This is a genomic window from Lysobacter olei, from assembly GCF_054777355.1.
Window position 1 is genome coordinate 119,788 of sequence record NZ_BAAHAT010000009.1, and the last position, 24,285, is coordinate 144,072.

The 24,285-nt window shown below is 65.3% G+C and carries 15 protein-coding genes and 1 pseudogene; 7 read left to right on the plus strand and 9 right to left on the minus strand.

Annotated elements, in window-relative coordinates; translation table 11 throughout:
- The first annotated feature begins 1 nt into the window (after position 1).
- On the plus strand, positions 2 to 235 hold the full coding sequence (locus ACYVBS_RS13255; protein ID WP_460824174.1) for a DUF6587 family protein: 234 nt from the start codon (positions 2 to 4) through the stop codon (positions 233 to 235).
- Positions 236 to 409: 174 nt separating this feature from the next.
- Here ACYVBS_RS13255 and ACYVBS_RS13260 read toward each other — a convergent pair whose 3' ends face one another.
- The 5 genes from ACYVBS_RS13260 to ACYVBS_RS13280 all read right to left on the minus strand — a co-directional run bounded on the left by ACYVBS_RS13260 (position 410) and on the right by ACYVBS_RS13280 (position 4,964).
- Positions 410 to 769: a hypothetical protein gene (locus tag ACYVBS_RS13260; RefSeq protein ID WP_460824175.1), complete on the minus strand. Its 360-nt coding sequence runs from the start codon at positions 767 to 769 to the stop codon at positions 410 to 412.
- Positions 770 to 1,032: 263 nt separating this feature from the next.
- Positions 1,033 to 2,643, minus strand: a complete 1,611-nt coding sequence (locus ACYVBS_RS13265; protein WP_460824176.1) for a carboxyl transferase domain-containing protein — start codon at positions 2,641 to 2,643, stop codon at positions 1,033 to 1,035.
- A 188-nt stretch (positions 2,644 to 2,831) separates the two neighbouring features.
- The gene (locus tag ACYVBS_RS13270) at positions 2,832 to 3,125 is read right to left on the minus strand and encodes a hypothetical protein (protein ID WP_460824177.1); all 294 of its coding nucleotides are present in this window, start codon (positions 3,123 to 3,125) and stop codon (positions 2,832 to 2,834) included.
- 166 nt (positions 3,126 to 3,291) lie between these two features.
- Positions 3,292 to 3,639, minus strand: coding sequence for a hypothetical protein (locus ACYVBS_RS13275; protein WP_460824179.1), 348 nt, complete (start codon positions 3,637 to 3,639; stop codon positions 3,292 to 3,294).
- 149 nt (positions 3,640 to 3,788) lie between these two features.
- Positions 3,789 to 4,964, minus strand: a complete 1,176-nt coding sequence (locus ACYVBS_RS13280; RefSeq protein ID WP_460824181.1) for a thiolase family protein — start codon at positions 4,962 to 4,964, stop codon at positions 3,789 to 3,791.
- Positions 4,965 to 5,173: 209 nt separating this feature from the next.
- Here ACYVBS_RS13280 and ACYVBS_RS13285 point away from each other — a divergent pair, with 209 nt between their 5' ends.
- Together ACYVBS_RS13285 and ACYVBS_RS13290 are read left to right on the plus strand one after the other, a co-directional pair.
- Entirely contained in the window at positions 5,174 to 8,014 is a 2,841-nt protein-coding gene (locus ACYVBS_RS13285) for a S8 family serine peptidase (RefSeq protein ID WP_460824182.1), read from the plus strand.
- 1 nt (position 8,015) lies between these two features.
- Complete coding sequence (locus tag ACYVBS_RS13290; RefSeq protein ID WP_460824184.1) at positions 8,016 to 11,828, plus strand: two-component regulator propeller domain-containing protein; 3,813 nt, start codon at positions 8,016 to 8,018, stop codon at positions 11,826 to 11,828.
- Between the two features lie 15 nt (positions 11,829 to 11,843).
- Here ACYVBS_RS13290 and ACYVBS_RS13295 read toward each other — a convergent pair whose 3' ends face one another.
- The 4 genes from ACYVBS_RS13295 to ACYVBS_RS13310 form a co-directional block, all read right to left on the minus strand.
- Complete coding sequence (locus ACYVBS_RS13295; protein ID WP_460824185.1) at positions 11,844 to 13,352, minus strand: DUF3369 domain-containing protein; 1,509 nt, start codon at positions 13,350 to 13,352, stop codon at positions 11,844 to 11,846.
- Between the two features lie 183 nt (positions 13,353 to 13,535).
- Positions 13,536 to 14,693 carry an isovaleryl-CoA dehydrogenase gene (locus tag ACYVBS_RS13300; RefSeq protein WP_460824187.1) on the minus strand — a complete coding sequence of 386 codons (1,158 nt, stop codon included), beginning with the start codon at positions 14,691 to 14,693 and terminating at the stop codon, positions 13,536 to 13,538.
- Positions 14,694 to 14,839: 146 nt separating this feature from the next.
- On the minus strand, positions 14,840 to 15,943 hold the full coding sequence (locus ACYVBS_RS13305) for a Glu/Leu/Phe/Val dehydrogenase dimerization domain-containing protein (protein WP_460824188.1): 1,104 nt from the start codon (positions 15,941 to 15,943) through the stop codon (positions 14,840 to 14,842).
- A gap of 191 nt (positions 15,944 to 16,134) precedes the next feature.
- On the minus strand, positions 16,135 to 17,406 hold the full coding sequence (locus tag ACYVBS_RS13310) for a 2OG-Fe(II) oxygenase (RefSeq protein WP_460824189.1): 1,272 nt from the start codon (positions 17,404 to 17,406) through the stop codon (positions 16,135 to 16,137).
- A gap of 203 nt (positions 17,407 to 17,609) precedes the next feature.
- On the opposite strand from ACYVBS_RS13310, the gene ACYVBS_RS13315 reads away from it, so the two are divergent.
- The 4 genes and pseudogenes from ACYVBS_RS13315 to ACYVBS_RS13330 form a co-directional block, all read left to right on the plus strand.
- Entirely contained in the window at positions 17,610 to 21,161 is a 3,552-nt protein-coding gene (locus ACYVBS_RS13315) for a methylmalonyl-CoA mutase family protein (RefSeq protein ID WP_460824191.1), read from the plus strand.
- A 120-nt stretch (positions 21,162 to 21,281) separates the two neighbouring features.
- The gene (locus ACYVBS_RS13320) at positions 21,282 to 22,685 is read left to right on the plus strand and encodes a reverse transcriptase domain-containing protein (protein ID WP_460824192.1); all 1,404 of its coding nucleotides are present in this window, start codon (positions 21,282 to 21,284) and stop codon (positions 22,683 to 22,685) included.
- A 174-nt stretch (positions 22,686 to 22,859) separates the two neighbouring features.
- Positions 22,860 to 23,492: an SLATT domain-containing protein gene (locus ACYVBS_RS13325; protein WP_460824194.1), complete on the plus strand. Its 633-nt coding sequence runs from the start codon at positions 22,860 to 22,862 to the stop codon at positions 23,490 to 23,492.
- Between the two features lie 194 nt (positions 23,493 to 23,686).
- Positions 23,687 to 24,189 (plus strand): annotated as a pseudogene (locus ACYVBS_RS13330) (transposase); the annotation flags it as partial.
- Between the last annotated feature and the right edge of the window lie 96 nt (positions 24,190 to 24,285).

Here is a 24,285-nt window from a genome sequence, read left to right on the forward strand (position 1 = left end):
CGTGGACGGCGCGCTGCTGGTGCAGTACGTGGTCATCGCATTGGCGGTGCTATTGAGCGCGTGGTTCGTGGCGAAGCGGCAGTTTCCGGGGGCGGTGCGCAAGGCGCGGCTGGCAATCGCGGTGCCCCTGGTACGCGAGGGACGGCCCGTCTGGATGGTCCGGCTGGGCAAGCGCATTGCACCCGCGTCGGAGTCCTTGGGCGGCGGCTGTGGTGGTTGCGACGGCTGCGATTGAGTCGCGCCGTGCGCGGGGCGTAGTCACGGCTTTCCCGGAGGGGCCAAGAGCGGGTCGTCATGACGGCCACCGAATCCCGGCTTCGCGCCAGCGCGCATGTGGTCCCGGGACAGACAAAAAAGAAGGCCCGCTTTCGCGGGCCTTCCGTTTGGCTTGCGCCAAGCCGTCAGTCGATTACTTCTTGACTTCTTCGGCAGCAGCGTCGGCCTTGTCGGCCACGTTCTGCGCGGCGTCGGCGGTCTTCTGCGCAGCGTCGGCGGTGGCTTCGGCAGCGCCAGCGGCGGCTTCGGCGCCGGCAGCAGCAGCGGCTTCGGCAGCGCCTTCAACGGCGGCACCGGCCTCGGCAGCGGCTTCGCCGGTGGCGGCAGCAGCGGCTTCGGTCGACTCGGCGGCCGGAGCAGCAGCGGCGTCAGCAGCCGGCTCGGTGGCGGCGGCGGCTTCAGCGGCTTCGTTCTGCGCGGTCGCGGTTTCGTTCTTGCAGGCGGTCAGGGCCAGGGCGGCAGCGACCAGGGCAACGTAGATCTTGGTGTTCATCGGTGTGCTCCAAAGAAGAAGATAGCCAAGGTTACAACTCGTCCGCCATCGCACCGTGAAGGATTCCCCTTGCCCGGGCAGCCGACGCACTAAGGCGCCGCCGGTACGCCGGCGACCCGGCCAAATGTACTTGGAACAGACGGCACGGTACAGCCCGGGGGGTACGGGTGGGCGGCACCGGGCGTGTGGCGCAAGTCGCTCCCCGATATTCGCTTGGTTGCGCCAAACGCCCGGAGCCGCCCTTCCGGCGAACTGAGTTTGGATTACATGCGGAACACGCCGAAACGCGTGCGGTCCTCGATCGGCGCGTTGAGGCTGGCCGACAGGCCCAGACCCAGCACCCGGCGGGTGTCGGCCGGGTCAATGATGCCGTCGTCCCAGAGGCGGGCGGTGGCGTAGTAGGGGTTGCCCTGGGTTTCGTACTGCTCGCGGATGGGGGCCTTGAAGCTTTCTTCCTCTTCCGGCGTCCACACCTTGCCGGCGGCCTCGATGCCATCGCGGCGCACGGTGGCCAGCACGCTGGCCGCCTGCTCGCCGCCCATCACGCTGATGCGCGCGTTCGGCCACATCCACAGGAAGCGCGCGCCGTACGCGCGGCCGCACATGGCGTAGTTGCCGGCGCCGAAGCTGCCGCCGATCACCACGGTGAACTTGGGCACGTGGCTGCACGCCACCGCCGTTACCATCTTCGCCCCGTCCTTGGCAATGCCGGCCTGTTCGTACTTCTTGCCGACCATGAAACCGGTGATGTTCTGCAGGAACACCAGCGGAATGCCGCGTTGGTTGCACAGCTCGATGAAGTGCGCACCCTTGAGCGCGCTCTCGGCGAACAGGATGCCGTTGTTGGCGACGATGCCCACCGGATAGCCATGCAGGTGCGCGAAGCCGGTGACCAGGGTCTTGCCGTAGCGCGCCTTGAATTCCTGGAAGTCGCTGCCGTCGACCACGCGCGCGATGACCTCGCGGATGTCGAACGGGCGGCGGGTGTCCTTGGGCACGATGCCGTATAGCTCGTCGGCGGGGTACAGCGGCTCGCGTGCCGCCTGCACGGCCACCGGCAGCGCCTTCTTGCGATTGAGCGTGCCGACGATGTCGCGCGCGATCTGAAGCGCATGGCGATCGTCTTCGGCGAAGTGGTCGGCCACGCCGGAGATGCTGGTGTGCACGTCCGCGCCGCCCAGCGTTTCGGCATCCACCACTTCACCGGTGGCGGCCTTCACCAGCGGTGGGCCGCCGAGGAAGATCGTGCCCTGCTCCTTGACGATGATGCTCTCGTCGCACATGGCCGGCACGTACGCGCCGCCCGCGGTGCACGAGCCCATGACCACGGCGATCTGCGGGATGTTCTCCGCGCTCAGCCGGGCCTGGTTGTAGAAGATGCGGCCGAAGTGCTCCTTGTCCGGGAATACCTCGTCCTGCAGCGGCAGGAACGCGCCGCCCGAATCGACCAGGTACACGCAAGGCAGCTTGTTCTCGCGGGCGATCTCCTGCGCGCGCAGGTGCTTCTTCACCGTCATCGGGAAGTAGGTTCCGCCCTTGACCGTGGCGTCGTTGGCCACGATCACCACTTCCTGGCCCATGACCCGGCCGATGCCGCAGACCATGCCGGCGGCCGGTGCGGCGTCGTCGTACATGCCTTCCGCGGCCAGCGGCGCGATTTCCAGGAAGGGCGAGCCGGGGTCGAGCAGGGCGGTGATGCGATCACGCGCCAGCAGCTTGCCGCGCTCAGTGTGCTTGGTCCGCGCCTTTTCACCGCCGCCGCCTGCCGCACGGGCCAGGCGGGCGTCCAACTCGTCCACGAGCGCGCGGTGGTAGGCCACGTTGGCCTGGAAGTCCTGCGAGCGGGTATCGAGTTGGGAGGTCAGTGCGGGCATCGTGGCGGGGGCGTCCGTGTAAGGCGCGCATCAAACCATAAAGGAGCGCCGGCGGCCAAGGTTCGCGGGCGTGTGGTCATGCGGGCGCGCGGCGCGGCTGCGTCGGAAAACCCGGTCCAGCCGGCGCGTTGGCGAAAAAAAAGAGGCCCGCTTTCGCGGGCCCCTTTCGTGCAACAGGCGAGAGCCTATTACTGCTTGGCTTCTTCGGCCGGAGCAGCGGCTTCTTCAGCAGCCGGAGCAGCGGCGTCGGCGGCCGGAGCAGCAGCGTCGGCAGCCGGAGCAGCGGCGTCGGCCGGAGCAGCAGCGGCGTCAGCAGCCGGAGCGGCGGCGTCGACCGGAGCAGCAGCGGCGTCAGCAGCCGGGGCTTCGACAGCAGCGGCTTCAGCGGCCGGAGCGGCCTCAGCGGCCGGAGCCTCTTCCTTCTTGCAGGCGGTCAGGGCGAGGGCAGCGGCAACCACGGCAACGAAAAGCTTGGTGTTCATGAAAATCTCCAGGAGGTAGGTAGTGAAACGTCTTGCAGAGCATTCGCACCTGCGCCATTCAGGATCGGGTGACCCCTATTCATAAATGGCATCGGGGCAAGGAAAAGCCGCTAGCGAACCAGCGGCTCATCCCACTGTCAGGCTGTTGAAGGCCTACAGGTGTTGATTACTGCTTGGCAGCTTCTTCAGCGCCTTCCTTAGCCTGCTCAGCGGCGTCAGCGGCCTGCTCAGCGGTGTCGGCAGCAGCGTCGGCAGCGCCGGCGTCGGTGGCGGTGGCAGCAGCGTCAGCGGCGGTGGCAGCGGCGTCGGCCGAAGCGGCAGCGGCGTCGGCCGAAGCGGTGGCGGCGTCAGCGGCAGCGGCGTCACCGGTGGCGGCAGCGTCGGCAGCGGCGGTGGCGGCTTCGGCGGAAGCGTCGGCAGCCTCAGCGGCCGAGTCAGCAGCCTGCTGCTGGTTCGAGCAGGCAGCCAGGGCGAAGCCCAGAGCCAGGGCGAGCAGCGCCTTGTTCATGGTCATGGTGCGGTTTCCTCGTCAATAAGTAGGGCAACGCGCAGACTGCGCGCCATGTAAATGATGACAAGCCGGTGAACGCTGTCAAGCGTTTGGCCGACTTTTTTTGGTTAAGACGTCGTTATACCAGATATACCGCCGTCAAATAGCGGCCTTCAGGCCAGTTCGACGGCGATCGCAGTCGCCTCGCCGCCGCCGATGCAGAGCGACGCCACGCCGCGCTTTGCGCCACGCTGGCGCAGGGCATTGAGCAGGGTGACGACCAGACGGGCACCGCTGGCACCGATCGGGTGGCCCAGCGCCACGGCGCCGCCGTGCACGTTGACCTTGTCACGCGAGATGCCCAATTCCTTGATCGGGGCCATCGCCACGCACGAGAACGCCTCGTTGATTTCGAACAGGTCCACGTCGGCCGCGGTCCAGCCGGCCTTCTGCAGCACCTTCTCGATGGCGGTCACCGGCGCGGTGGTGAACCACTCCGGCGCCTGCGAGTGGGTGGCGTGGGCGACGATGCGCGCCAGCGGCTTGAGTCCGCGCTTGGCGGCTTCGTCGGCCGACATCAGCACGGTAGCGGCGGCACCGTCGGAGATCTTGGAGGACGAGGCGGCGGTGAGCACGCCGTCCTTGCCGAACGCGGCGCGCAGGGTCGGGATCTTGCTGGTGTCGATCTTGCCCGGCTCCTCGTCGGAGTCGACCACGACGTCACCCTTGCGGCCCTTCACGGTCACCGGGACGATCTCGTCCTTGAACGCTCCCGAAGCCTGCGCGGCCTGCGCCAGCTGCACGCTCTCGGTGGAGTAGGTGTCCAGCGCCTCGCGGCTGATGCCGGTCTCGGCGCACATCATGTCGCCGAACACGCCCATGGCCTTGCCCTGGTACGGGTCGGTCAGGCCGTCGAAGGCCATGTGGTCGATGAACTCGGCGCTGCCGTAGCGGATGCCGTTGCGCGAACCGTTAAGCAGGTGCGGGGCGTTGGTCATCGACTCCATGCCGCCGGCCACGACCACGTTGGCCGAACCGGCCTTGATGATGTCGTGGGCCAGCATGATGGCCTTCATGCCTGAACCGCAGACCTTGTTGACGGTGGTGCAGCCGGCCGACGTCGGAATGTTCGCACCCAACGAGGCCTGGCGGGCCGGGGCCTGGCCCAGGCCGGCCGGCAGCACGCAGCCCATGATCACTTCGTCCACCTGGTCGGCCGCAACGCCGGCGTGGTCCAGGGCGCCGGTGATGGCCGCGCTGCCCAGCACTGGGGTAGCCACGCCATTGAACTGGCCGAGGAAGGAACCGATGGCGGTGCGCTTGGCACCGACGATGACGATGTCGGACATGGACTGCTCCAGTGGGGGGCCGGCCAATTGCCGGATATCGTAATTATCGCGCCGGTTGTTGCATCGCCGCAAACGCCCCCCAAGCCCCGGGGCCGCGGCCCATCCAATTCATCGTTGCCCGGCCCTCGTGTTTGCACTACAAGGGCGGTACTGGAGACATTTACGCCTGCGGTCGTCGATGCGACCACGGTGATGCTGGGGAGAATTCAATGAAATACCGTGAACTGGAGTTGGCGGTTGCCGTTCGCCGGGCCGTCGTGCTGGCAACCATGGTCTCGGCTATGGCGGCCTGTGGCGGCGGTGGAGGTGGCGGTGGCGGCATCGTCAAGGTTGATCCGCCGCCAGCCGCCCTGCCGCCTCCCGTGGTTTACACGGCCAACCCGCAATACAGTGGCCATATCACCCTGACCAACACGGCGCCTGCCCACGCGGCCGGGCTCAGCGGGGCGGGTGTGCGCATCGGAATCGTGGACAGCGGCGCCAACCGCAACCATCCGGCGCTGCAGGGACGGGTGACGGCCAACCTGGTTTACATAAGCAGTACCGGCAACAACCTGGCCGTGGATGATGTCGTGGGCCACGGCACCGCTGTGGCGCAGGTAGCGGCGGGAACTGCCTTTGGCGAATGGCCCGGCGGCATCGCGCCCGGTGCTCAGATTGTGTCGGCGCGCATAATTTCGGACAAGCCACCCAGCGACGACGGATCGGGTCAGGGCAACGAGGTGGATGGGGCACTAGGCCTCAAGTCGATCCATCAGGACCTGATCAACCGCGGCGTTCGGATCATGAACAACTCATGGGGGGGGCTGTACTGGACCAACCTCAACGCCACGGCGCCCATCGCCGATGAGTATCGACCTTTCATCATGAGCAACGGCGGGCTCGTGGTGTTTGCAACGGGCAACGAGGGCGGTGCCAATCCGTCCAGCATGGCGGCGCTGCCCAGCCAGCCGGGACCAAACGGGAGCATGCCCGCCGCGGACCTGGAACGGGGTTGGCTGGCGGTCACGGCCGTTGACCCCGCCAACATCCATTCACTCGACCGGGGCAGCGATGGTGTGGTGTATGCCAATGCATGCGGCATCGCGATGCGTTACTGCCTGGCCGCGCCGGGCACGGTGATCGCCACCGGCACCAACGATCTTTACAACGCGCCCAATTACTGGCGCTGGAAAGGCACGTCGTTCGCGGCGCCGCAGGTTTCTGGCGCGGCCGCACTGGTATGGCAGAAGTTCCCCTACTTCAGCAACGACTTGCTTCGGCAAACGCTGCTGGGCACCGCCAAGGATATTGGGGCGGTGGGCGTGGATCCGGAGTTTGGCTATGGCTTGCTTGATGTTGGGGCCGCAGTGCTGGGGCCCGCACGTTTTGACTGGGGTGACGTGGTGGTGTCGTTTACTGGCACGTCGGCATGGGGCAACGCAATATCGGGCGCGGGCGGCCTGGTGAAGCAGGGCAGTGGTCGTCTGGAACTGACGCGACCCAACGTCTACCAGGGGGCGACACAGGTGCAGCAGGGAACGCTGGCCAGCTACTTCACCGTGCCGGGGGATGCTTTCGTCAGTGCGGGCGCCAACCTTGAGCTCCGTGGCGGCGTAAGCGGGAGCTTGGACAACCTCGGCACGGTGACCAGCCTTACAGCGTCCGCCCATGCCGTGGCGGGGAACTACCACCACGGCGCCAATGCACGGTTCGCCTTCGAAATCGGTGCGCCGCTGCAGGTGGCAGGGCAGGCGACGATCGATGGCGGGGACGCGCAGGTCACAGGCATTGCGCAGGGGTACACGAGGTCTTCTCGAGAAACCGTGCTGACCGCGGCTGGAGGCGTGAATGGACGCTTCGCGACACTCAGCTCGGGAAGTGGAGTGTTCCTGCAAGCCACGCTCGGCTACGACCCCACCAACATCTGGCTGGACATCGCCCGTCTGGACGTGACAGCGGCCGCGGCAGCGATGGGCTTCAGCGGAATGTCACTTGCAGCCGCGGAGCGGGTAGAGGAGGCATTCTCGGCGATTGATCGCGGTGTTCCTCCGGAGGGTCATGGCGGCGAGGCAGGCAGCACCTTCCTTGAAGCGGCCGGGATGATCCAGCGATCTCCTACGGCTATGGCTGCGCAACGCACGCTGGAGAGTCTTTCGGGCGCGCTGCATGGCGCCGACACGATGCATGCCTTGATGGCGATCGAGGGGAGTCGGCATGCACTGGAGTCACGACTGGATAACCGCGGGAGCGCCTCCGCGGGTGGCGCCTGGTGGGATCGGTTGGGCGCACAACATGCTTCGGGTCAGCAATTTGGGATCGATTCGCAGGGATGGGTGCAGGGACACGACGTCCGGCTTGCGAATGGTTGGACGGTGGGAGGCGCCTTGGCCGAAACGACGGGACGGGGCTTCCAGTTGGATCGGGGCGATCGTGAGCGCAACCGGCAGGTAGAAGGGCAGGTGTATGGCCAATGGCAAGCCGGCGACACCTATCTGCTGGCCCGCATGTCTCACGGCATGATGGAGCGGCAAGCCAGGCGCGATGTCTTCTTGGGCGACGCCGTGTTTGGTGTCGATAGCGATTACGCCAATCAGTACACGACGTTGGGGCTGCAGTTGGGTCAGCGTTTCGTGGGCAAGTCAGGCAACGTAGTCCCCTATGCCGGGGTGCAGTCCCTGCAGATGACGCGCGGAGGATTTTCCGAGGAGGGTGCCGCGGGATTCGGACTTCGCACGGACTCCTCGACGTACTCGGAACTCCAGGCGTTGGCAGGGGTGCGCTTCGATCGACACTGGGGGGCAGGGGCGACGCGCTGGTGGGTGGACGGTCGCTTTGAATGGCAGCGCACGTTGTCGCAATCAGGCGTAGATATCAGTGCGCGTTTCACTGGCATCGATGTCTGGTCTCCAATTCGGGGTGAACGCTGGGAGCGCGATGCGGGCATCCTGGGGCTTGGACTGGGGGCAAAACTGCGGCGGATGGGGCTCGTGAGAATGGGCTTCGACATGCGCCAGCACGGCCTGCAACGCGGGACGCAAGCGCAGTTGGAGTGGGCCGTAGGCTTCTGATATGACGAACCTCGCCCGCGTAGCCCGTCCGAGCATGTTTTCAAGCGGGCTGCGCCGGGTGCTGCTGGCAGGGATTGCCGCGTGCGCCATGGTGTCTGCAATGGCGGGGCAACGCACCCCGACCCCCGCGGTCCTCGTCGATGACGCGCACTTCCGCAACTATGGCGTCCGGGACGGTCTCTCGCAGGCCAGTGCCAAAACCCTGTTGCAGGACGCCACCGGCGCCGTCTGGATCGGCACGCAGGACGGTCTCAACCGTTTCGATGGCTACGAGTTCAAGGTCTATCGCGCGGACCCGGAACGTCAGGAGACGTTGCCGGACAGCCATGTACAGGTGCTCGCGGCGTCCCGGCGCGGTGGCTTCTGGGTGGGGACGCGGGCCGCGGGGATCGCCCTGTACCGGCCGGAACTCGACAGCTTCGTCCGCTTTCCCACCGCTACGGCGGCCTTCGGCGGCGAATCCAATGCCGTGGTCGCCCTGCAGGAAACCGCCGACGGCCGGCTTTGGATCGGCAATTCCGGCGAGGGCCTGCATTGGCTCGACCCGGCCGACGACAGTTTCCACGGGGCACCTGAAGCCCTGAATCGACAGTTGGGCCCGGTGGCTGCCTTCGGGCTCCTCGATGGACAGTTGCTCGCCGGCGGCCAGGACGGTGTCTGGCTGGTGGACCCGTCCGGGCAAACGGCGAGGCGCTGGGGGCCATCCGGCGCGGAGCTGCGCGTGGAGGCCATCGCGGTCAGCCCCAACCAGCGTGAGGTCTGGATCGGGACCCGCTTTTCGGGTGTCTATCGGTTTGACCGACAGGGGCGCGAACTGGGTCACTGGGGGCCTGAGGAAGGCCTGCCGCACGTGACCGTTCGGGACATCAAGTTCGACCACGAGGGCCGGCTCTGGATCTCCACCCTGGAGGGTTTGGCGCGGTTCGACAGCCCCGCCGTCCCGCTCAAGGTCTGGACGTATGGCACCGGGTTGGGCGATTCGTTGTCGTCCGACCGTCTGATGGGCCTGATGGTGGACCGCGACGGGCTGGTCTGGGTTGGATCGCTGTTGAAGGGCGCCAGCGTGATCGCCCCGCGCAGCCAGGTTTTCAAGGAGATACAGGTCCGTTCGCCGTCATCGCGCGGTGGCGGAGGTTCGGCCGTGGGAACGTTCCTCATCGAGCCCAATGGCGCGTTGTGGATCAGCGCAGCGGAAGGCTTGGGCGTGGTGCATTACGACCCGCACCGGGGCGTGATCGGACATTTTTCGCATGAACCCGGCAACCCCCGGTCGCTCCCGTCCAACATCGTCGTGGACTTCAAGCGCGACCGCCGCGGCCGGGTCTGGGTGGCGACCGCGGAAGGCCTGGCACGGATGGAAGGCGACGGCTTCAAGGTCTATCGCCACGATCCCAAGGCCCCGGGCAGCCTGCCCAGCCCCAATGTCCTGACCCTGCTGGAGGATCGCGACGGCGCGATGTGGGTGGGGACCCTCGGCGGTGGCGTGGGCAGGCTGTGCGACGGGTGCGACCACTTCCGGGTATACGGCGCCAAGCCGGGGCCTGACGGCCAGCCCGGCCTGGGCAGCAATTCCGTCGAGGCCATGCACGAAGATCGCCACGGTGCGATCTGGATTGGTCTCCGGTCGGGCGGCCTGGTGCGCCTGGACCCCAAGACCGAGCGGATCGTGCGCTACCGGGCGCGTCCGGGCGTGCCCGGGTTCATCGGCAACGACAGCGTTTCGTGGATCAGCGAAGACCGGCAGGGGCGGCTTTGGGTGGGGCATGGCGCGGGCGTCAGCTGGGCACGTACCGATGGAACGGGCCCGCTGCAGTTCCAGAACATCCGCATGAACGCCGTGGGCGCCGTCGTCCAGGATGACGACGGCCACCACTGGGTCAGCACCACGGTGGGCATCAGCCGGATCGATGCCGACACCGGGGCGGTCACGCACTACAGCTCCCGCGACGGTGCGCAGATGATGGGCTATTTCATCGGTGCCGCGGGCAAGTTCCCCGATGGACGCATCGCGTTCGGCGGGCTCAATGGCATCACGGTATTCGATCCGCGCAAGGTGGTGCCGGCCGCGCCGCCGCACCGCGTCGCACTGACTGACCTGCATGCCGCCGGTGCAGGCAGTGCCGCCCGCACCGACATCTGGCGACAGTGGATGACGGTGGGTCAGCAGGGCCGCGAAGTCGTGCTGCCGCCCGAGGCAGGCAATTTCGCGCTGGAATTTTCCGCGATGACCTTCGCCGACCCCGCGCACCTGGTGTACGCGTACCGGATGGATGGCATCGACGACGATTGGGTCGAAGTCGATGCGGTCCGTCGCCTGGCCAGCTACACCAACCTGGATCCGGGGCACTACACCTTCCGCGTGCGTGCCCGCGATGCCCACGGCGCGTGGGGGCCTGAGCTGGTGGTTCCCTTGCGGCTGATGCCCCCATGGTGGCGCACCTGGGGCGCGTATCTGACGTACGCAATGCTGGTGGCGCTGGTGCTGGGCGGCGTGGCGTGGGCGTTCCGTGTGCGCCTGGCCGAGCGCAAGCGCGCGCAGCGCGAGATCGCCGACAGCGAGCAGCGGCTGAAGCTGGCGTTGTGGGGGACGGGTGACGAGCTCTGGGACCTGGACCTCACCCGCGGCGAACTGCACCGGCAGAATCCGCTGGATTCGACCGAAGGCATGGGCGAAGAGAGCGTCGCGGACATCCACGCCATCCGCGACCAGGTCCACCCTGACGACCTGGAGGCCTATGACGCAGCCGTCGCCGCGTATGCCGCCGGCACGCAGGAGTTCATCGAAGTGTCTTACCGGATGCTGGACCCGTCCGGGCAGTGGCGGTGGTTGCTCAGCCGCGGACGCGTGGTGACCCGCAGTGCCTCCGGCCGCCCCACCCGGGTGATCGGCACCAACAGCGATATCACCCGGCTCAAGGACAACGAAATGGCGCTGGCCAAGGTCAACGCCGAACTGGAAACGCGCGTGCGCGTGCGCACCGAAGCCCTGCACGCCAGCAACGAAAGCCTGCACCGCACCATCGACGAACTGCGTGACACGCAGAACCAACTGGTGGAATCGGAGAAGATGGCCGCGCTGGGCGGCCTGGTCGCGGGTGTCGCGCACGAGATCAACACGCCGCTGGGCGTGGGCGTGACCGCGGCGTCTTTCCTGGAGCAGCAGGCCAGTTCGCTGGCCACCCGTATCGCCGATGGCAGCCTGGACCGCGCGGGACTCGAAGCCTTCAGCCAGGCCGCCCGCGACAGTTCGCAACTGATCCTGCGCAACCTGCAACGCGCCGATCGCATGGTGAAAAGCTTCAAGCAGGTGGCCGTGGACCAGTCCAGCGAGGCCGCGCGCCGGATCGAACTGCCGGGCTACCTGGAAGAAGTCCTGGTCTCGCTACAGCCCGCGCTGCGGCAGCGGCGCCATGAGGTGGTGATCGACTGTCCCACCCCGATTGCCTTCGAGACCTACCCCGGGGCGATCTACCAGATCATCTCCAACCTGGTGATGAACTCGGTGGTGCACGGCTTTGCCGACCGTGAGCAAGGGCGCATCCGCATCGCGGTGAGTGCCGACGAACACGACTTGTTCCTGCGCTACGAGGACGACGGCTGCGGCATGTCCGAGGAGGCGCGGCGGCGCGTGTTCGAGCCGTTCTTCACCACGCGTCGTGGCAGTGGCGGCTCCGGCCTGGGTATGCACATCGTCTGGAACCTGGCGACCCAGGTGTTGGGCGGCGGCATCACTTGCTCGGCACCGGAAGTGCGTGGCACCCGGTTTGACCTGCGCATTCCCCGCCAGTTACGTCCGCGCAAGGAGCACGCGTAGGGCCGGGGGGAGGGGTCAGTCGGGGAACTGGTCCCGGATGGCCTCGGCGCGTTCCCAGTGGTCCAGCAGGATCTGCGTCAGCGCGGGGTCGAACATCTTGCCGGTGTGTTCGGTAATGAATGCGCGGATCCGGTCCGGCGTCCACGCGTCCTTGTAGCAGCGACGGCTGCCCAAGGCGTCGAACACGTCCGCGAGCATGGTGATGCGGCCGCTGAGCGGGATCGCTTCGCCTTCCAGGCCATGCGGGTATCCGCCGCCGTCCCAGCGCTCGTGGTGGGTCAGTGCCACTTCGGCCGCCAGCTGCAGGATGCCGCGCTTGGATGACGCCAGCATGCGGTGCCCGATCGCGGCATGGGTGCGCATGACCACGCTTTCCTCGGGCGTATGCGGGCCGGCCTTATTGAGGATGGCGTCGGGAATGCCGATCTTGCCCAGGTCATGCAGGGGAGCCGCCTGGCGGATGCGTTCGCAGTAGGCCTCGTCCATGCCGACCTCGCGCGCCAGGAGCTCGGCGATGAGCCCTACACGGTGCACGTGGGAGGCCGTCTCGCTGGAGCGCGTCTCGGCGGCGCCGGCCAGCAGGAAGATCATCTCCATCTGCGCGTTGGAGACTTCCTGGCTGAGCTGCAGGTTCTCGAACGCGATGGAGACGTTGGTGCAGAAGATCTCGACCAGCTTGTAGTCCAGCTCCGACAGGTCCCAGGCCTCGCCCACGTACAGCAGGCTCTCGCCGTGCTGGCTGTCGGTGAAGTGCAGCACGTAGTGGTCGCCGCTGAACTGGTGGCGCTTCTCGCGCAGGGCCGAACGCAGCGTCTCCAGCATGTTGGGTGGCAGCGATTCGTCGATGTTCTGGTCGACCAGGCGCTGGAAGTCGCCGGTGGCCGCGGTGGCGACGAAATGCGAATCCGGGTCCGTAGCATCGCCGCTGGTGGTGAAGTACAGCGCGCCGCGCTCCATGCCCACCAGGGTGGCCAATTGCGACAGCACCGCCGAGGCGAAACCGGTGGTGCGCTGGTTGGCGAAGACCTGCGCGGACGCCTCGATGACCCGTTCCAGCCCGCGCTTGTGCGCCTTGATGGTCATGATGTCGCGCCAGGCGCGCAACGCGGCGAACAGCGTGGTGGAGAGCTTCTGCGCGGTGAGCTCGGTCTTTTCCTTGTAGTCGTTGATGTCGTAGCGCTCGATCACCTCGTGCTCGGGCGCCTGTCCGGGCTGGCCGGTGCGCAGCACCAGCCGGATGTCGTGGTTGCCCAGTGCGGTGCGGATGTCCTGCACCAGCTCCAACCCGGCCTGGTCGGTTTCCATGACCACGTCCAACAGGGCCACGGCGATGTCGTCGTGCGCGCGCAGCACGTCGCGCGCCTCGCGGCCGCTGTAAGCGGAGAGGATCTGCAGCGGCCGGCCCTCGAAACGGAAACCGGACAGGACCAGCCGGGTGACCTCATGGACCTCCGGCTCATCATCGACCAGCAGCACCTTCCAAGGTGGCTGGTTGTTGCCGGCGGGTGCGGCGAGGAAATCCATCGAGCAAGCTCTCCCCGGTTTGCTGGACCCAGTCTAGCGAAAAATCGCAGGCTGCAATTTCAGGAAACGGCCGCGTCGGGACGGACTGAAGGCCGTGGTGAAACAAATCGGCCCGGTCTGGGGGACCGGGCCGACAGGCGTGCAACCTTTGGCGAAGGGGAGGGGCGCGGACCGCCCCGGCCCTCAGCTGTTGCCGTTGAACAGCTCGCGACCGATCAGCATGCGGCGGATCTCGTTGGTGCCGGCGCCGATTTCGTACAGCTTGGCGTCGCGCAGCAGGCGGCCGGTGGGGAACTCGTTGATGTAGCCGTTGCCGCCCAGGGTCTGGATGGCCTCCAGCGTGACCTGCACCGCCGACTCGGAGGCGTGCAGCAGGCAGCTGGCGGCGTCCACGCGGCTCTTGTAGCCGCTGTCGTAGTCGCGCGCGATCTGGTACGCGAAGGCGCGGCTGGACTGCAGCTTGGTGTACATGTCGGCGATCTTGCCCTGCATCAGGCCGAAGGTGCCGATGGCCGCGTCGAACTGCTTGCGCTCTCGGGTATAAGGCAGGGCCACTTCCAGTGCCGCCTGCATCAGGCCGATGGGGCCGCCGGACAGCACCAGGCGCTCGGTGTTCAGGCCGCTCATCAGCACTTTGACGCCCTGGTTGACCTCGCCCAGCACGTTCTCGGCCGGGATCTCGCAGTTCTCGAACACCAACTCGCAGGTGTTGGAGCCGCGCATGCCCAGCTTGTCCAGCTTCTGTGCGGTGCTGAAGCCCTTCATGCCCTTCTCGACGATGAAGGCGGTCATGCACTTGCTGCCCGCGTCCTTACCGGCGGTGCGCATGTAGACCACCAGCACGTCGGCCTCGGGGCCGTTGGTGATCCACATCTTGTTGCCGTTGGCCACCCACACGCCGTCACGCAGGTCGGCGCGGCAGCTCATCGAGCCCACCACGTCGGAGCCGGCGCCCGGCTCGCTCATCGCCAGCGCACCCTTCCACTCGCCGGTGCACAGCTTGGGCAGGTACTTGTGGCGCTGCGCCTCGTTGCCGTTGGCGTAGAGGTTGTTGACACACAGGTTGGAGTGCGCGCCGTACGACAGGCCTACCGAGCCCGACGCACGCGAGATCTCCTCCATCGCCACCAGGTGGGCCAGGTAGCCCATCTCGCTGCCGCCGTACTCGCCCGGCACGGTCATGCCCAGCAGGCCCATCTCGCCCAGCTTGGGCCACAGATCCTGCGGGAACCAGTTGTCGTGGTCGATCTGTTCGGCTCGCGGCGCGATCTCGGCTTCGGCAAAGCGGCGGACCGCCTCGCGCAGCGCATCGATCTCTTCACCCAGCGGGAAAGGGCGCATGACTACTCCTGGCAACGTGGTGGCATCGAAACCTATCGACGCCCGAAAAGGGAGGCCCGGGCTTCATGCCCAAGCCGCATAGCACGACGGGGCACTGGGCCCCGTCGTAATTCTTGCTCTACTGCCCGTCAGTGCACTGATACGGATCAGTTGCCGCCGCGGATGCGACCCTTGAAGCGGGTCTGGCCACGGCCCAGCGGCAGCTTGAGCTTGCCGATGGCGGCGATGCGCTCCTCGCCCAGGCGGTCAGCGGCCTGGTAGGTCGGCACGCCGTCGCGCTCGGCGATCTCATAGATGCGGTGCAGGTTGTGGTAGATGGTGCGCATCATGCGCATGGCGCGCTCGCGGTTGTAGCCTTCCAGCTCCAGCGCCACGTTCATCACGCCGCCCGCGTTGACCGCGTAGTCCGGGGCGTACAGGATGCCGCGCCTCTGCACTTCATCACCGATGGCGTTGTTGGCCAGCTGGTTGTTGGCCGCGCCGCAGATGATCTTGGCCTTCAGGCGGGGCAGGGTCTGCTCGTTGACGGTGCCACCCAGGGCGCACGGGCTGTACACGTCGGCCGGCACGTCGTAGATCTCGTCCAGGCCCACGGCTTCGGCGCCGTACTCGGACACGGCCTTGTCGACCAGCGACTGGTTGATGTCGGTGACGAAGATCTTCGCGCCGCGCTCCTTGAGCAGCTTCACGTACTCCATGCCCACATGGCCCAGGCCCTGCACGGCGTAGCTGTACTTGCCCACTTCCTCATCGCCGAAGCGCTTGTTGAGGGTGGCCATCAGGCCCTGCAGGGTGCCGTAGGCGGTGAACGGCGAGGGGTCGCCCGAACCACCGTGCACCTGGTGCACGCCGGTCACGAACTCGGTCTCGCGGTACACGTATTCCATGTCGTTGACGTCGATGCCGACGTCTTCGGCGGTGATGTAGCGACCGCCCAGCGAATCCACGAACTGGCCGAAGGCGCGGAACAGCGCTTCGGACTTGTCCTTGGCCGGGTCGCCGATGATCACGGCCTTGCCGCCGCCGATGTTCAGGCCGGCGACCGCATTCTTGTAGGTCATGCCGCGCGACAGGCGCAGCACGTCATTCAACGCTTCCTGCTCGGACTTGTACGGCCACATGCGGGTGCCGCCCAGCGCGGGGCCCAGCACGGTGTTGTGGATGGCGATAATCGCCTTCAGGCCCGCGTCCTTGTTGTGGCAGAACACGACCTGCTCGTGGCCGTAGGTGTCCAGGGTCTCGAAAATCATCAGGTGCTCCGCGCCGGCGTGGGGGATGCGCGTAGGGCGCCACGCCTGCTGTGCGTTGTAAGTCGTTGAATCGGAAAGATTCGCCTCTGCGGCCGGGGTGGGGGTCCCGCCGCAGGGGGCATAGTTTACGCCAATCCCGGGATACGGTTACGTATGCAACAAGTTGGGCGCTACCGGCCCGGGGCCGGCGTTCAGAACGCGCGGTAGCGACGCTCGCGGAACCACAGCGTGGCCAGCCACTTCTCGCCTGCCTCCACCGGCGTGCCCGCATGCAGCGAGTCCGGGTCGGGGCGGCCGGCATCGTCGGTGTTGCGGAACGCCACGGCGCGACCCATGCGCGCGTCCACCGTCAGGTTGGCCTCGGGGAAGGCAGTGCCGCCGCCCGATTCCACATCGCACAGGTACGTGCACAGCGTGGCCGCGCGCTGGCCCGCCTGCGGCCGGTCGCCGGCCAGCGTCTGCGGCGGCAGGTAGTCGCGGTGCGGGCGGTATTCCTGGCCGGGCAGGTAACGCAGCAGGACCATCTGCTCGGCGCGGGTGAAGTCGATGCCGATCGCGGCGGCCATGCGCATCTGCAGCAGGCGCAGCTGGAAGTCCTCGATCATGTCGTTGAACGTGGCATCGAACGCCGTGCGCACCGGGTGTTCCAGCCACTCGCCCGTGCGCGGGTCCACCACGCGGGCGCGCTTGAGCCACGGCGCGCCCATCAACATGACGTAGCGGCATTCCTCCGCAGTGAGCAGGCCTTCCAGCGTGGCCACGCGCGGCGCCTGGCTGCGCACCTCGGGGGTGGGCGCCACCAGGCTGGATTCGAGGTTGAGCTGCAGCGGCCGGGCGGGGCCATCGCCGGGGCCACGGCCGGGCGCGGCGGGAATGGGCGGCACGCCGGCCTGCGCCACCAGCGCCTGCCACGCGGCCATGTCGCCGTTGGGCTGCATCTCGCCGTGGCGCACGCGCTCCAGCAGCAGCTGCGCGCTCAGCGGGTCGCCGGCGCGTGCGGCCTGTTCCAGCAACGAACGCGACTGGCGCATCGCCGCCGGGTTGTCGATGTCGCGGCCGAAATACATCGCCAGCGCGCGCATCGCCGAAACGTCGCCGCCCTTGGCTGCAGCCAGCAAGCGCTGGCCCATGTGCAGGAAGTCGCGGTCCATGACGATGCCGCCCAGCGCGATGCTGGCCAGCAGCGAGGCGGCGGGCGCCCAGCCACCACGCTCGGCGCGCTCCAGCCACTGCACCGCCGCCACGGGGTCGGGGTCGCAGGCGACGCCAAACAGCTGCATGCGCGCGTACTCCACCTTCGCGGGCACATGGCCGCGCTCCGCCGCCTGGCGGTACAGGTCGAAGGCCTCCTCGGTGCCGTCCGTCGTCACCAGGTGTGCGGCCAGACGGAACTGGGCGTCGGGCGCGCCGCTGGCCGCATCGCGGCGCAGGGTGTCGAGGTCGGGCAGGGCGGTGGCATGCATTGCCAGAGCGTAACGCGTCCTGCGAGCGCCGGGACAGACGCGCGGCACACGCGTATCGGCCGACCCCGCACGTCGGTCGGCCCCTGACGGTCCCATACCTGCGCGCTGACGGCCTCGCCGCGCCCGCCATACCCCCGCGAACCGTACGGTTGGGGCCGTCACGCTACAATCGTGGATCAGTAACCGACTCAAGAGTGCGCACCATGAGCACCCCCGCCACGCAGTTCCCCGAAGCCCAGACCGAGACCAGCCCGCTGCGGTTCGTTACCGCCGCCAGCCTGTTCGACGGCCACGACGCCGCCATCAACATCATGCGGCGCCTGATCCAGGGGCAGGGCGCGGAAGTGATCCACCTGGGCCACAACCGCTCGGTGGAGGACGTGGTGCGCGCCGCGCTGCAGGAAGATGCCGACGGCATCGCCCTGTCCAGCTACCAGGGCGGCCACGTCGAGTACTTCAAGTACATGGTGGACATGCTCAAGGAGCGCGGCGCCGGCCACATCCGCGTGTTTGGCGGCGGTGGCGGCACCATCACCCCGGAGGAGATCCGCGAACTGCAGGCCTACGGCGTGGAGCGCATCTACCACCCCAACGACGGCATGCACATGGGCCTGGTGGCCATGATCGAGGACGTGGTGCGCCGCGCCGCGGAAGCCCGCCAGTCCGCGCAGGTGCCGGACAAGGCCGCCGATATCGACGACGAGATCACCATCGGCCGCACGCTCAGCGCCATTGAGGAAGGCCTGCTGGACGAAGGCCAACTGGCCCACCTGCGCAAGCAGTGGCAGCTGGCCGGCGGCAAGACCCCGGTGGTGGGCATCACCGGCACCGGCGGCGCGGGCAAGTCGTCCGTCACCGACGAGCTGCTCAACCGCTTCCTGGCCAACTTCCCGGAGATGCGCATTGCCGTGATCTCCGTCGACCCGACCCGCCGCCGCACCGGTGGCGCGCTGCTGGGCGACCGCATCCGCATGAACGCGCTGCGCAGCAAGCGCGTGTACATGCGCTCCATGGCGACCCGCCGCCAGCACGCCGCCACCAACACCGTGCTGAAGGACTGCATCGGCTTCCTCAAGGGCCTGGGCTACGACCTGGTCATCGTCGAGACCGCGGGCATCGGCCAGAGCGACTCGGAGATCGTGGACCTGGTCGACTTCCCCATGTACGTGATGACCAGCGACTTCGGCGCGCCGAGCCAGCTGGAAAAGATCGACATGCTGGATTACGCCGAACTGGTGGTGCTCAACAAGTTCGACAAGCGCGGCGCCGAAGATGCCCTGCGCGACGTGCGCAAGCAGTGGAAGCGCAACCGCGCCAAGTTCGACATCAAGGACGAGGACATCCCCGTCTACCCGACCATTGCCAGCCAGTTCAACGACCCCGGCGTGAGCTGGATGTTCGCCAACCTGTGCCGCCTGCTGCGCGCCAAGCTGGGTAACGAAGGCGGCATCGACACCGCCCACTGCAACTGGCAGCCGGCCATCGACACCAGCCTGAAGGAGCCGCGCGCCACCGTGCTGATCCCGGGCGCACGCGTGCGCTACCTGGCCGAGATTGCCGAGCAGGGCCGCGGCATCAACCGCCAGATCGAGACGCAGGCCGAAGTGGCCGACCGCGCGCAGAGCCTGTGGCAGGCGCTGAAGGAACTGGGCGACGTCGCGCTGCCCAAGCCGCTGGACCTGTACGACACCGCCCACGTCAGCCCGTCCGCACTGGCCACCGGCCCAGCGCGCGAGACCCCCGACAGCCCGTCACCCGCCGTGCCGGTGACCGAAGAACTGGTGGCCGGCCAGTACGCCGCCGACCGCAGCGTGCTGACCCTGCGCCAGCGCTACAACGACGCCGTGCAGACCCTCAGCAGCGAAGCGCTGAAGCTGCTGCGTGAGTGGCCCGCCCGCCTGAAGTCGATCACCGACGAGGTGAACGAGTACCAGGTGCGCGACAAGGTGATCCGCGTGGAGAACTACCGCGAGTCGCTCAGCCACCAGCAGGTGCCGAAGATCGCCGCGCCCACCTACAAGGGCTGGGGCGAGCTGCTGACCTTCCTGCAGAAGGAAAACCTGCCGGGCTACTACCCCTACACCGGCGGCGTGTACCCGTACCGCCGCACCGGCGAGGACCCCATCCGCATGTTCGCGGGCGAGGGCACCCCGGAGCGTACCAACCGACGCTTCCACTACCTGAGCGTGGGCCAGCCGGCCGCGCGCCTGTCCACGGCGTTCGACAGCGTCACCCTGTACGGCGAAGACCCAGCCGTGCGCCCTGACATCTTCGGCAAGATCGGCAACAGCGGCGTCAACATCGCCACGCTGGACGACATGAAGAAGCTGTACTCCGGCTTCGACCTGTGCGCGCCCAGCACCAGCGTGTCGATGACCATCAACGGCCCGGCGCCGATCATCCTGGCGATGTTCATGAACACCGCCATCGACCAGCAGGTGGAGAAGTACCTGCGCGAAGACCAGGCCCGCTGGGACGCCGCGCACGACAAGATCCAGGCGATGTTCGAAGGGCGCCACCGCCCCGAATACAGCGGCATGCTGCCCGAGACCAACGACGGCCTGGGCCTGGGCCTGCTGGGCGTGACCGGCGACCAGGTGGTGGACGCCGAGACCTACGCGAAGATCAAGGCGCACACCCTCGCCACCGTGCGCGGCACCGTGCAGGCCGACATCCTCAAGGAAGACCAGGCGCAGAACACCTGCATCTTCAGCACCGAGTTCGCCCTGCGCATGATGGGCGACATCCAGCAGTACTTCGTGGACAAGAACGTCCGCAACTTCTACTCGGTCAGCATCAGCGGTTACCACATCGCCGAAGCCGGCGCGAACCCGATCAGTCAGCTGGCCTTCACCCTCAGCAACGGCTTCACAATCGTGGAGTACTACCTGGCGCGCGGGATGAAGATCGACGACTTCGCGCCCAACCTGTCGTTCTTCTTCAGCAACGGCATGGACCCGGAGTACACCGTGATTGGCCGCGTGGCCCGCCGCATCTGGGCGCGCGCCATGCGCGAGCGCTACGGCGCCAGCGCCCGCAGCCAGATGATGAAGTACCACATCCAGACCAGCGGCCGCAGCCTGCACGCGCAGGAGATCCAGTTCAACGACATCCGCACCACGCTGCAGGCGCTGTACGCGCTGTTCGACAACTGCAACAGCCTGCACACCAACGCCTATGACGAGGCCATCACCACGCCGACTGAAGAGAGCGTGCGCCGCGCCGTTGCCATCCAGATGATCATCAACAAGGAGCTGGGCCTGAACTTCTGCGAGAACCCGTGGCAGGGCAGCTTCATCGTGGACAAGCTGACCGACATCGTGGAAGAGGCCGTGTACAAGGAGTTCGAGGCCATCAGCGAGCGCGGCGGGGTGCTGGGCGCCATGGACACCATGTACCAGCGCGGCAAGATCCAGGAAGAGAGCCTGTACTACGAGCACAAGAAGCACGACGGCAGCCTGCCGCTGATCGGCGTGAACACCTTCCTGCCCAAGGACCACGGCGGCGACATCGTCACCGAGATCGAGCTGATCCGCAGCACCGAGGGGGAGAAGGGGCAGCAGATTACGAATGTGCAGGCGTACCAAGCTGCGAGAAATTCTTACAGCGAAGCCGGGCTGCGCGGCCTACAGTCGACGGCGCGGGAGCGTAGGAATGTGTTTGAGAGCCTGATGGAGGCGGTTAAGACGCATTCGTTGGGGCAGATTAGTCATGCGTTGTATGACGTGGGCGGCGAGTACCGGCGAAATATGTAATTAGGCCCCCTGCCGGTACAGCAAAGCGCCCGCTACGCGGGCGTTTTTCTTTTGCGGTTGTTTCGGTGCTGCGGTTGAGTTTGTTTGCAGTGATTAAAGCATGTTATCTGGAGGGGTGTTGTGTCCAAGACGGCTTTGGAAATCAAGGAGTATTTTGAGCAGGTCTTCTCCTCGCATGAGTTGATGAATGCTTTCCAAGAGCGCCATGCCGATGCAGTAAGTAGGGGTATTGATCGTCGCAATGGAGCATCTTTTGGCGAGGTTGCGGGCACAGAGCTCTTGCTGGTCTCGAAGAAATGTCTCGATGGAACCTACAGATTCACTCCCTACCTCGAAAGCTTGAAAGTCAAGGACCGCAGCAGTGTTCCTAGGATGATTTCCATTCCTTCGATAAGGGATCGTGTCGTTCTTACCCAATTGAACAAACTACTGCAATTCTGCTTTCCAGACGCGACAAGTACTCGCTTTGCGAGCGAGTTTGTTCGGGACATAACTGGCTACTTGGTCAAAGCACCCCTCGCGACTACCTGGACGGCCGGCGCGGATATTAGGAAGTTCTATGATTCGATTAATCGAGAACGACTCCAGAAACTGCTGGGCAAGGGGCTTCGCAACTCGTTAGCGGCGCGACTTGTTCATCACGCAGTGTGCACACCCACTGTTCCCAAGTCATATCGTCGAAAGGATATGAAAAAGTATAGACGTGAGCTTGGTGTTCCCCAAGGATTGGCCATTTCCAATGCGCTCGCTGCAATCTATATGCACGAAGTTGATGCAGCGATGGCAAAGATGCCGGTCAGATACTTTAGGTTTGTTGACGACGTGTTGGTGGTTGGGTCGCAAGTAGAAACGGCTAAGGCAGTTCGTTCTTTCGGCGCGCGAGTAAGGGCTCGTGGACTTGCAACGCATCTGACCGGTGAGAAGAAAGGGCACCACTCGCCTTTGACGGAGCCCTTTAGTTATCTTGGCTATGTGTTTCGCATGCCGAATGTGTCCGTGCGTGAGTCAACGGTAGAACGACTTCTGCAATCGCTTGCGGCGAAGATTACGGACTACAAGTACAACAAAACGCGCAATCTGGATAGGCGTCCGTACTTGACCAAGGATTCGCTTCGGGAAGCATTCATAGATGAGCTTAATGAGCGAATTTCTGGTGCCATCAGCGGAAAGCGTCGCTATGGCTGGATCGCTTACTTTTCCCAGATTTCGGACGAGTCGGTATTGCATCGGATCGATGACGCCGTGCGCAGTATGTTGCTTAGAGATGCAGACTTGGCGTCATGCGTGAAGAACGTTAAGAGGTTTAGCCGCGCTCTCTTTGAGATGCGGTATCGGCCTCAGGGGGGGTATGTGCGAGATTATGACAAGTTCGTTACGCCGGCCCAGATGCTTTCTTTTCTAGTGTTTCGGGGGCGTGTTGACTCTGCAGTGGCCTTGACTGCGGCGCAAATAGTAGAAAAGTTTGAGGCTTATCGAGCGCAGCAACTGAACGCAATGCTTGCTGACGAGGCGTCGTTGTATTAAGTTCCAACTGCGCAGGCAGCCCTGCCTCCAAGGCACCCGAGTGATTTTGACTCGGCGACTGTGACCATTGTGCGGTTCACTGCACCCAACTGTGGAATCCCTGCCGGCTTTGGCGCGGCTGGGAAATTACGACTGAGTATTTGGGGCTGCCTGCGTCTTTTTTTGGGGAATCTGATGGCGAAGATTGAAGATGAACTCATCGCGATTAGGCACCGTGCGTGGAGCACTGCGGGTGCTCGATACAACGCTGCGCGTCGCCTTCGCATGCGAAGCAGGCTTTCTCTTGCAACCATCTCCTTAATTTCAGCAATTGGGGTCTCTGTTCCGCTGATTTTATCAACAGACTTGGCTGCGGATAAGGAGAATCTGCTTAACCTCTATGCTGCGTTGCTGTCTTTATTTATTCTTGTTGTTGCAGTCATTGAGGGGGCTTCCGGCTTCGATGTGAAAGCGGATGCATTGCACAGAAATGCCGAAGCGCTTACGGCGTTTCGTACGCGTATCGGCGTCGCATTGGCTTGCTCTGAGCGTCATACAGTGGAAGTGCTTGATGATTTTGCGTCTGAATACGAGCAAATTCTTGGCGCATGCGGAATCAATCATGATTCTATCGACTTCGAGCTCTTTCAAGCGAATAAGCCTGGGGACTTTCAGATGAACCCAAGTAGAGGGCGACTTTTTATCGTGCGCTGGAAGCACAGGCTTCACTCGACGTTGTGGCTCTTGGCGATTGGGGTAATTTCCATATCACTTCTTATCGCGCTGCTCGCGGGCGATTTTTCGTTGATGAGCGTAAAAGAGCCGTAGGATAGTCGGTGGTGCAATCGTCTGTACGACGTTTTTCGCTGTGTATGTATGGGAGTAGCCCACAACCAATAACGCCCGCGATGCGGGCGTTTTCTCTTGGGCATGAAAATACGACTCAGTGATAGGGTAATCCCCCCGCCCATTAGCTGACGCCAGAAGTGGAATTTTCTCGTACGCTTTTCCGAGGAGGTTCCATGAAGAAGTCCCGGTTTACCGACAGCCAGATCATCGCCGTGCTCAAACAGGCCGAGGCCGGCACGCCCGTGCCGGAGCTGTGTCGCGAGCACGGCATCAGCTCGGCGACGTTCTACAAGTGGCGCAGCAAGTTCGGCGGCATGGACGCGTCGCTGATGTCCCAGCTCAAGGAGCTGCAGGACGAGAACCGGCGCCTGAAGAAGATGTACGCCGAGGCGCAGCTCAGTGCCGACCTGCTGAAGGAGGCGATGTCAAAAAAATGGTGAGGCCATCTCAACGCCGGGAGATGGCCCGATCGGCGGTGGAAGGCGGACGTACCAACATCCGGCATGCGTGCCGGACGTTTGTAGTCAGCGAGACCTGCTTTCGCTACCAAGCTCGTGCGAGCGAGGAAAACGCTCGGATCGCTGACTGGCTGGTGCGGCTGACGACGGCCTACCGGGACTGGGGCTTCGGGCTGTGTTTTTTGCACCTGCGCAACGTCAAGGGTTTTGGCTGGAACTGACCTGCCCCCGGTTTTCAGGGCCACCCTGACTTAAGTAGAGTCCGTTCCCAAGAAGAGGACGGACATGAAGAAGCGCTTCACCGACGAGCAGAT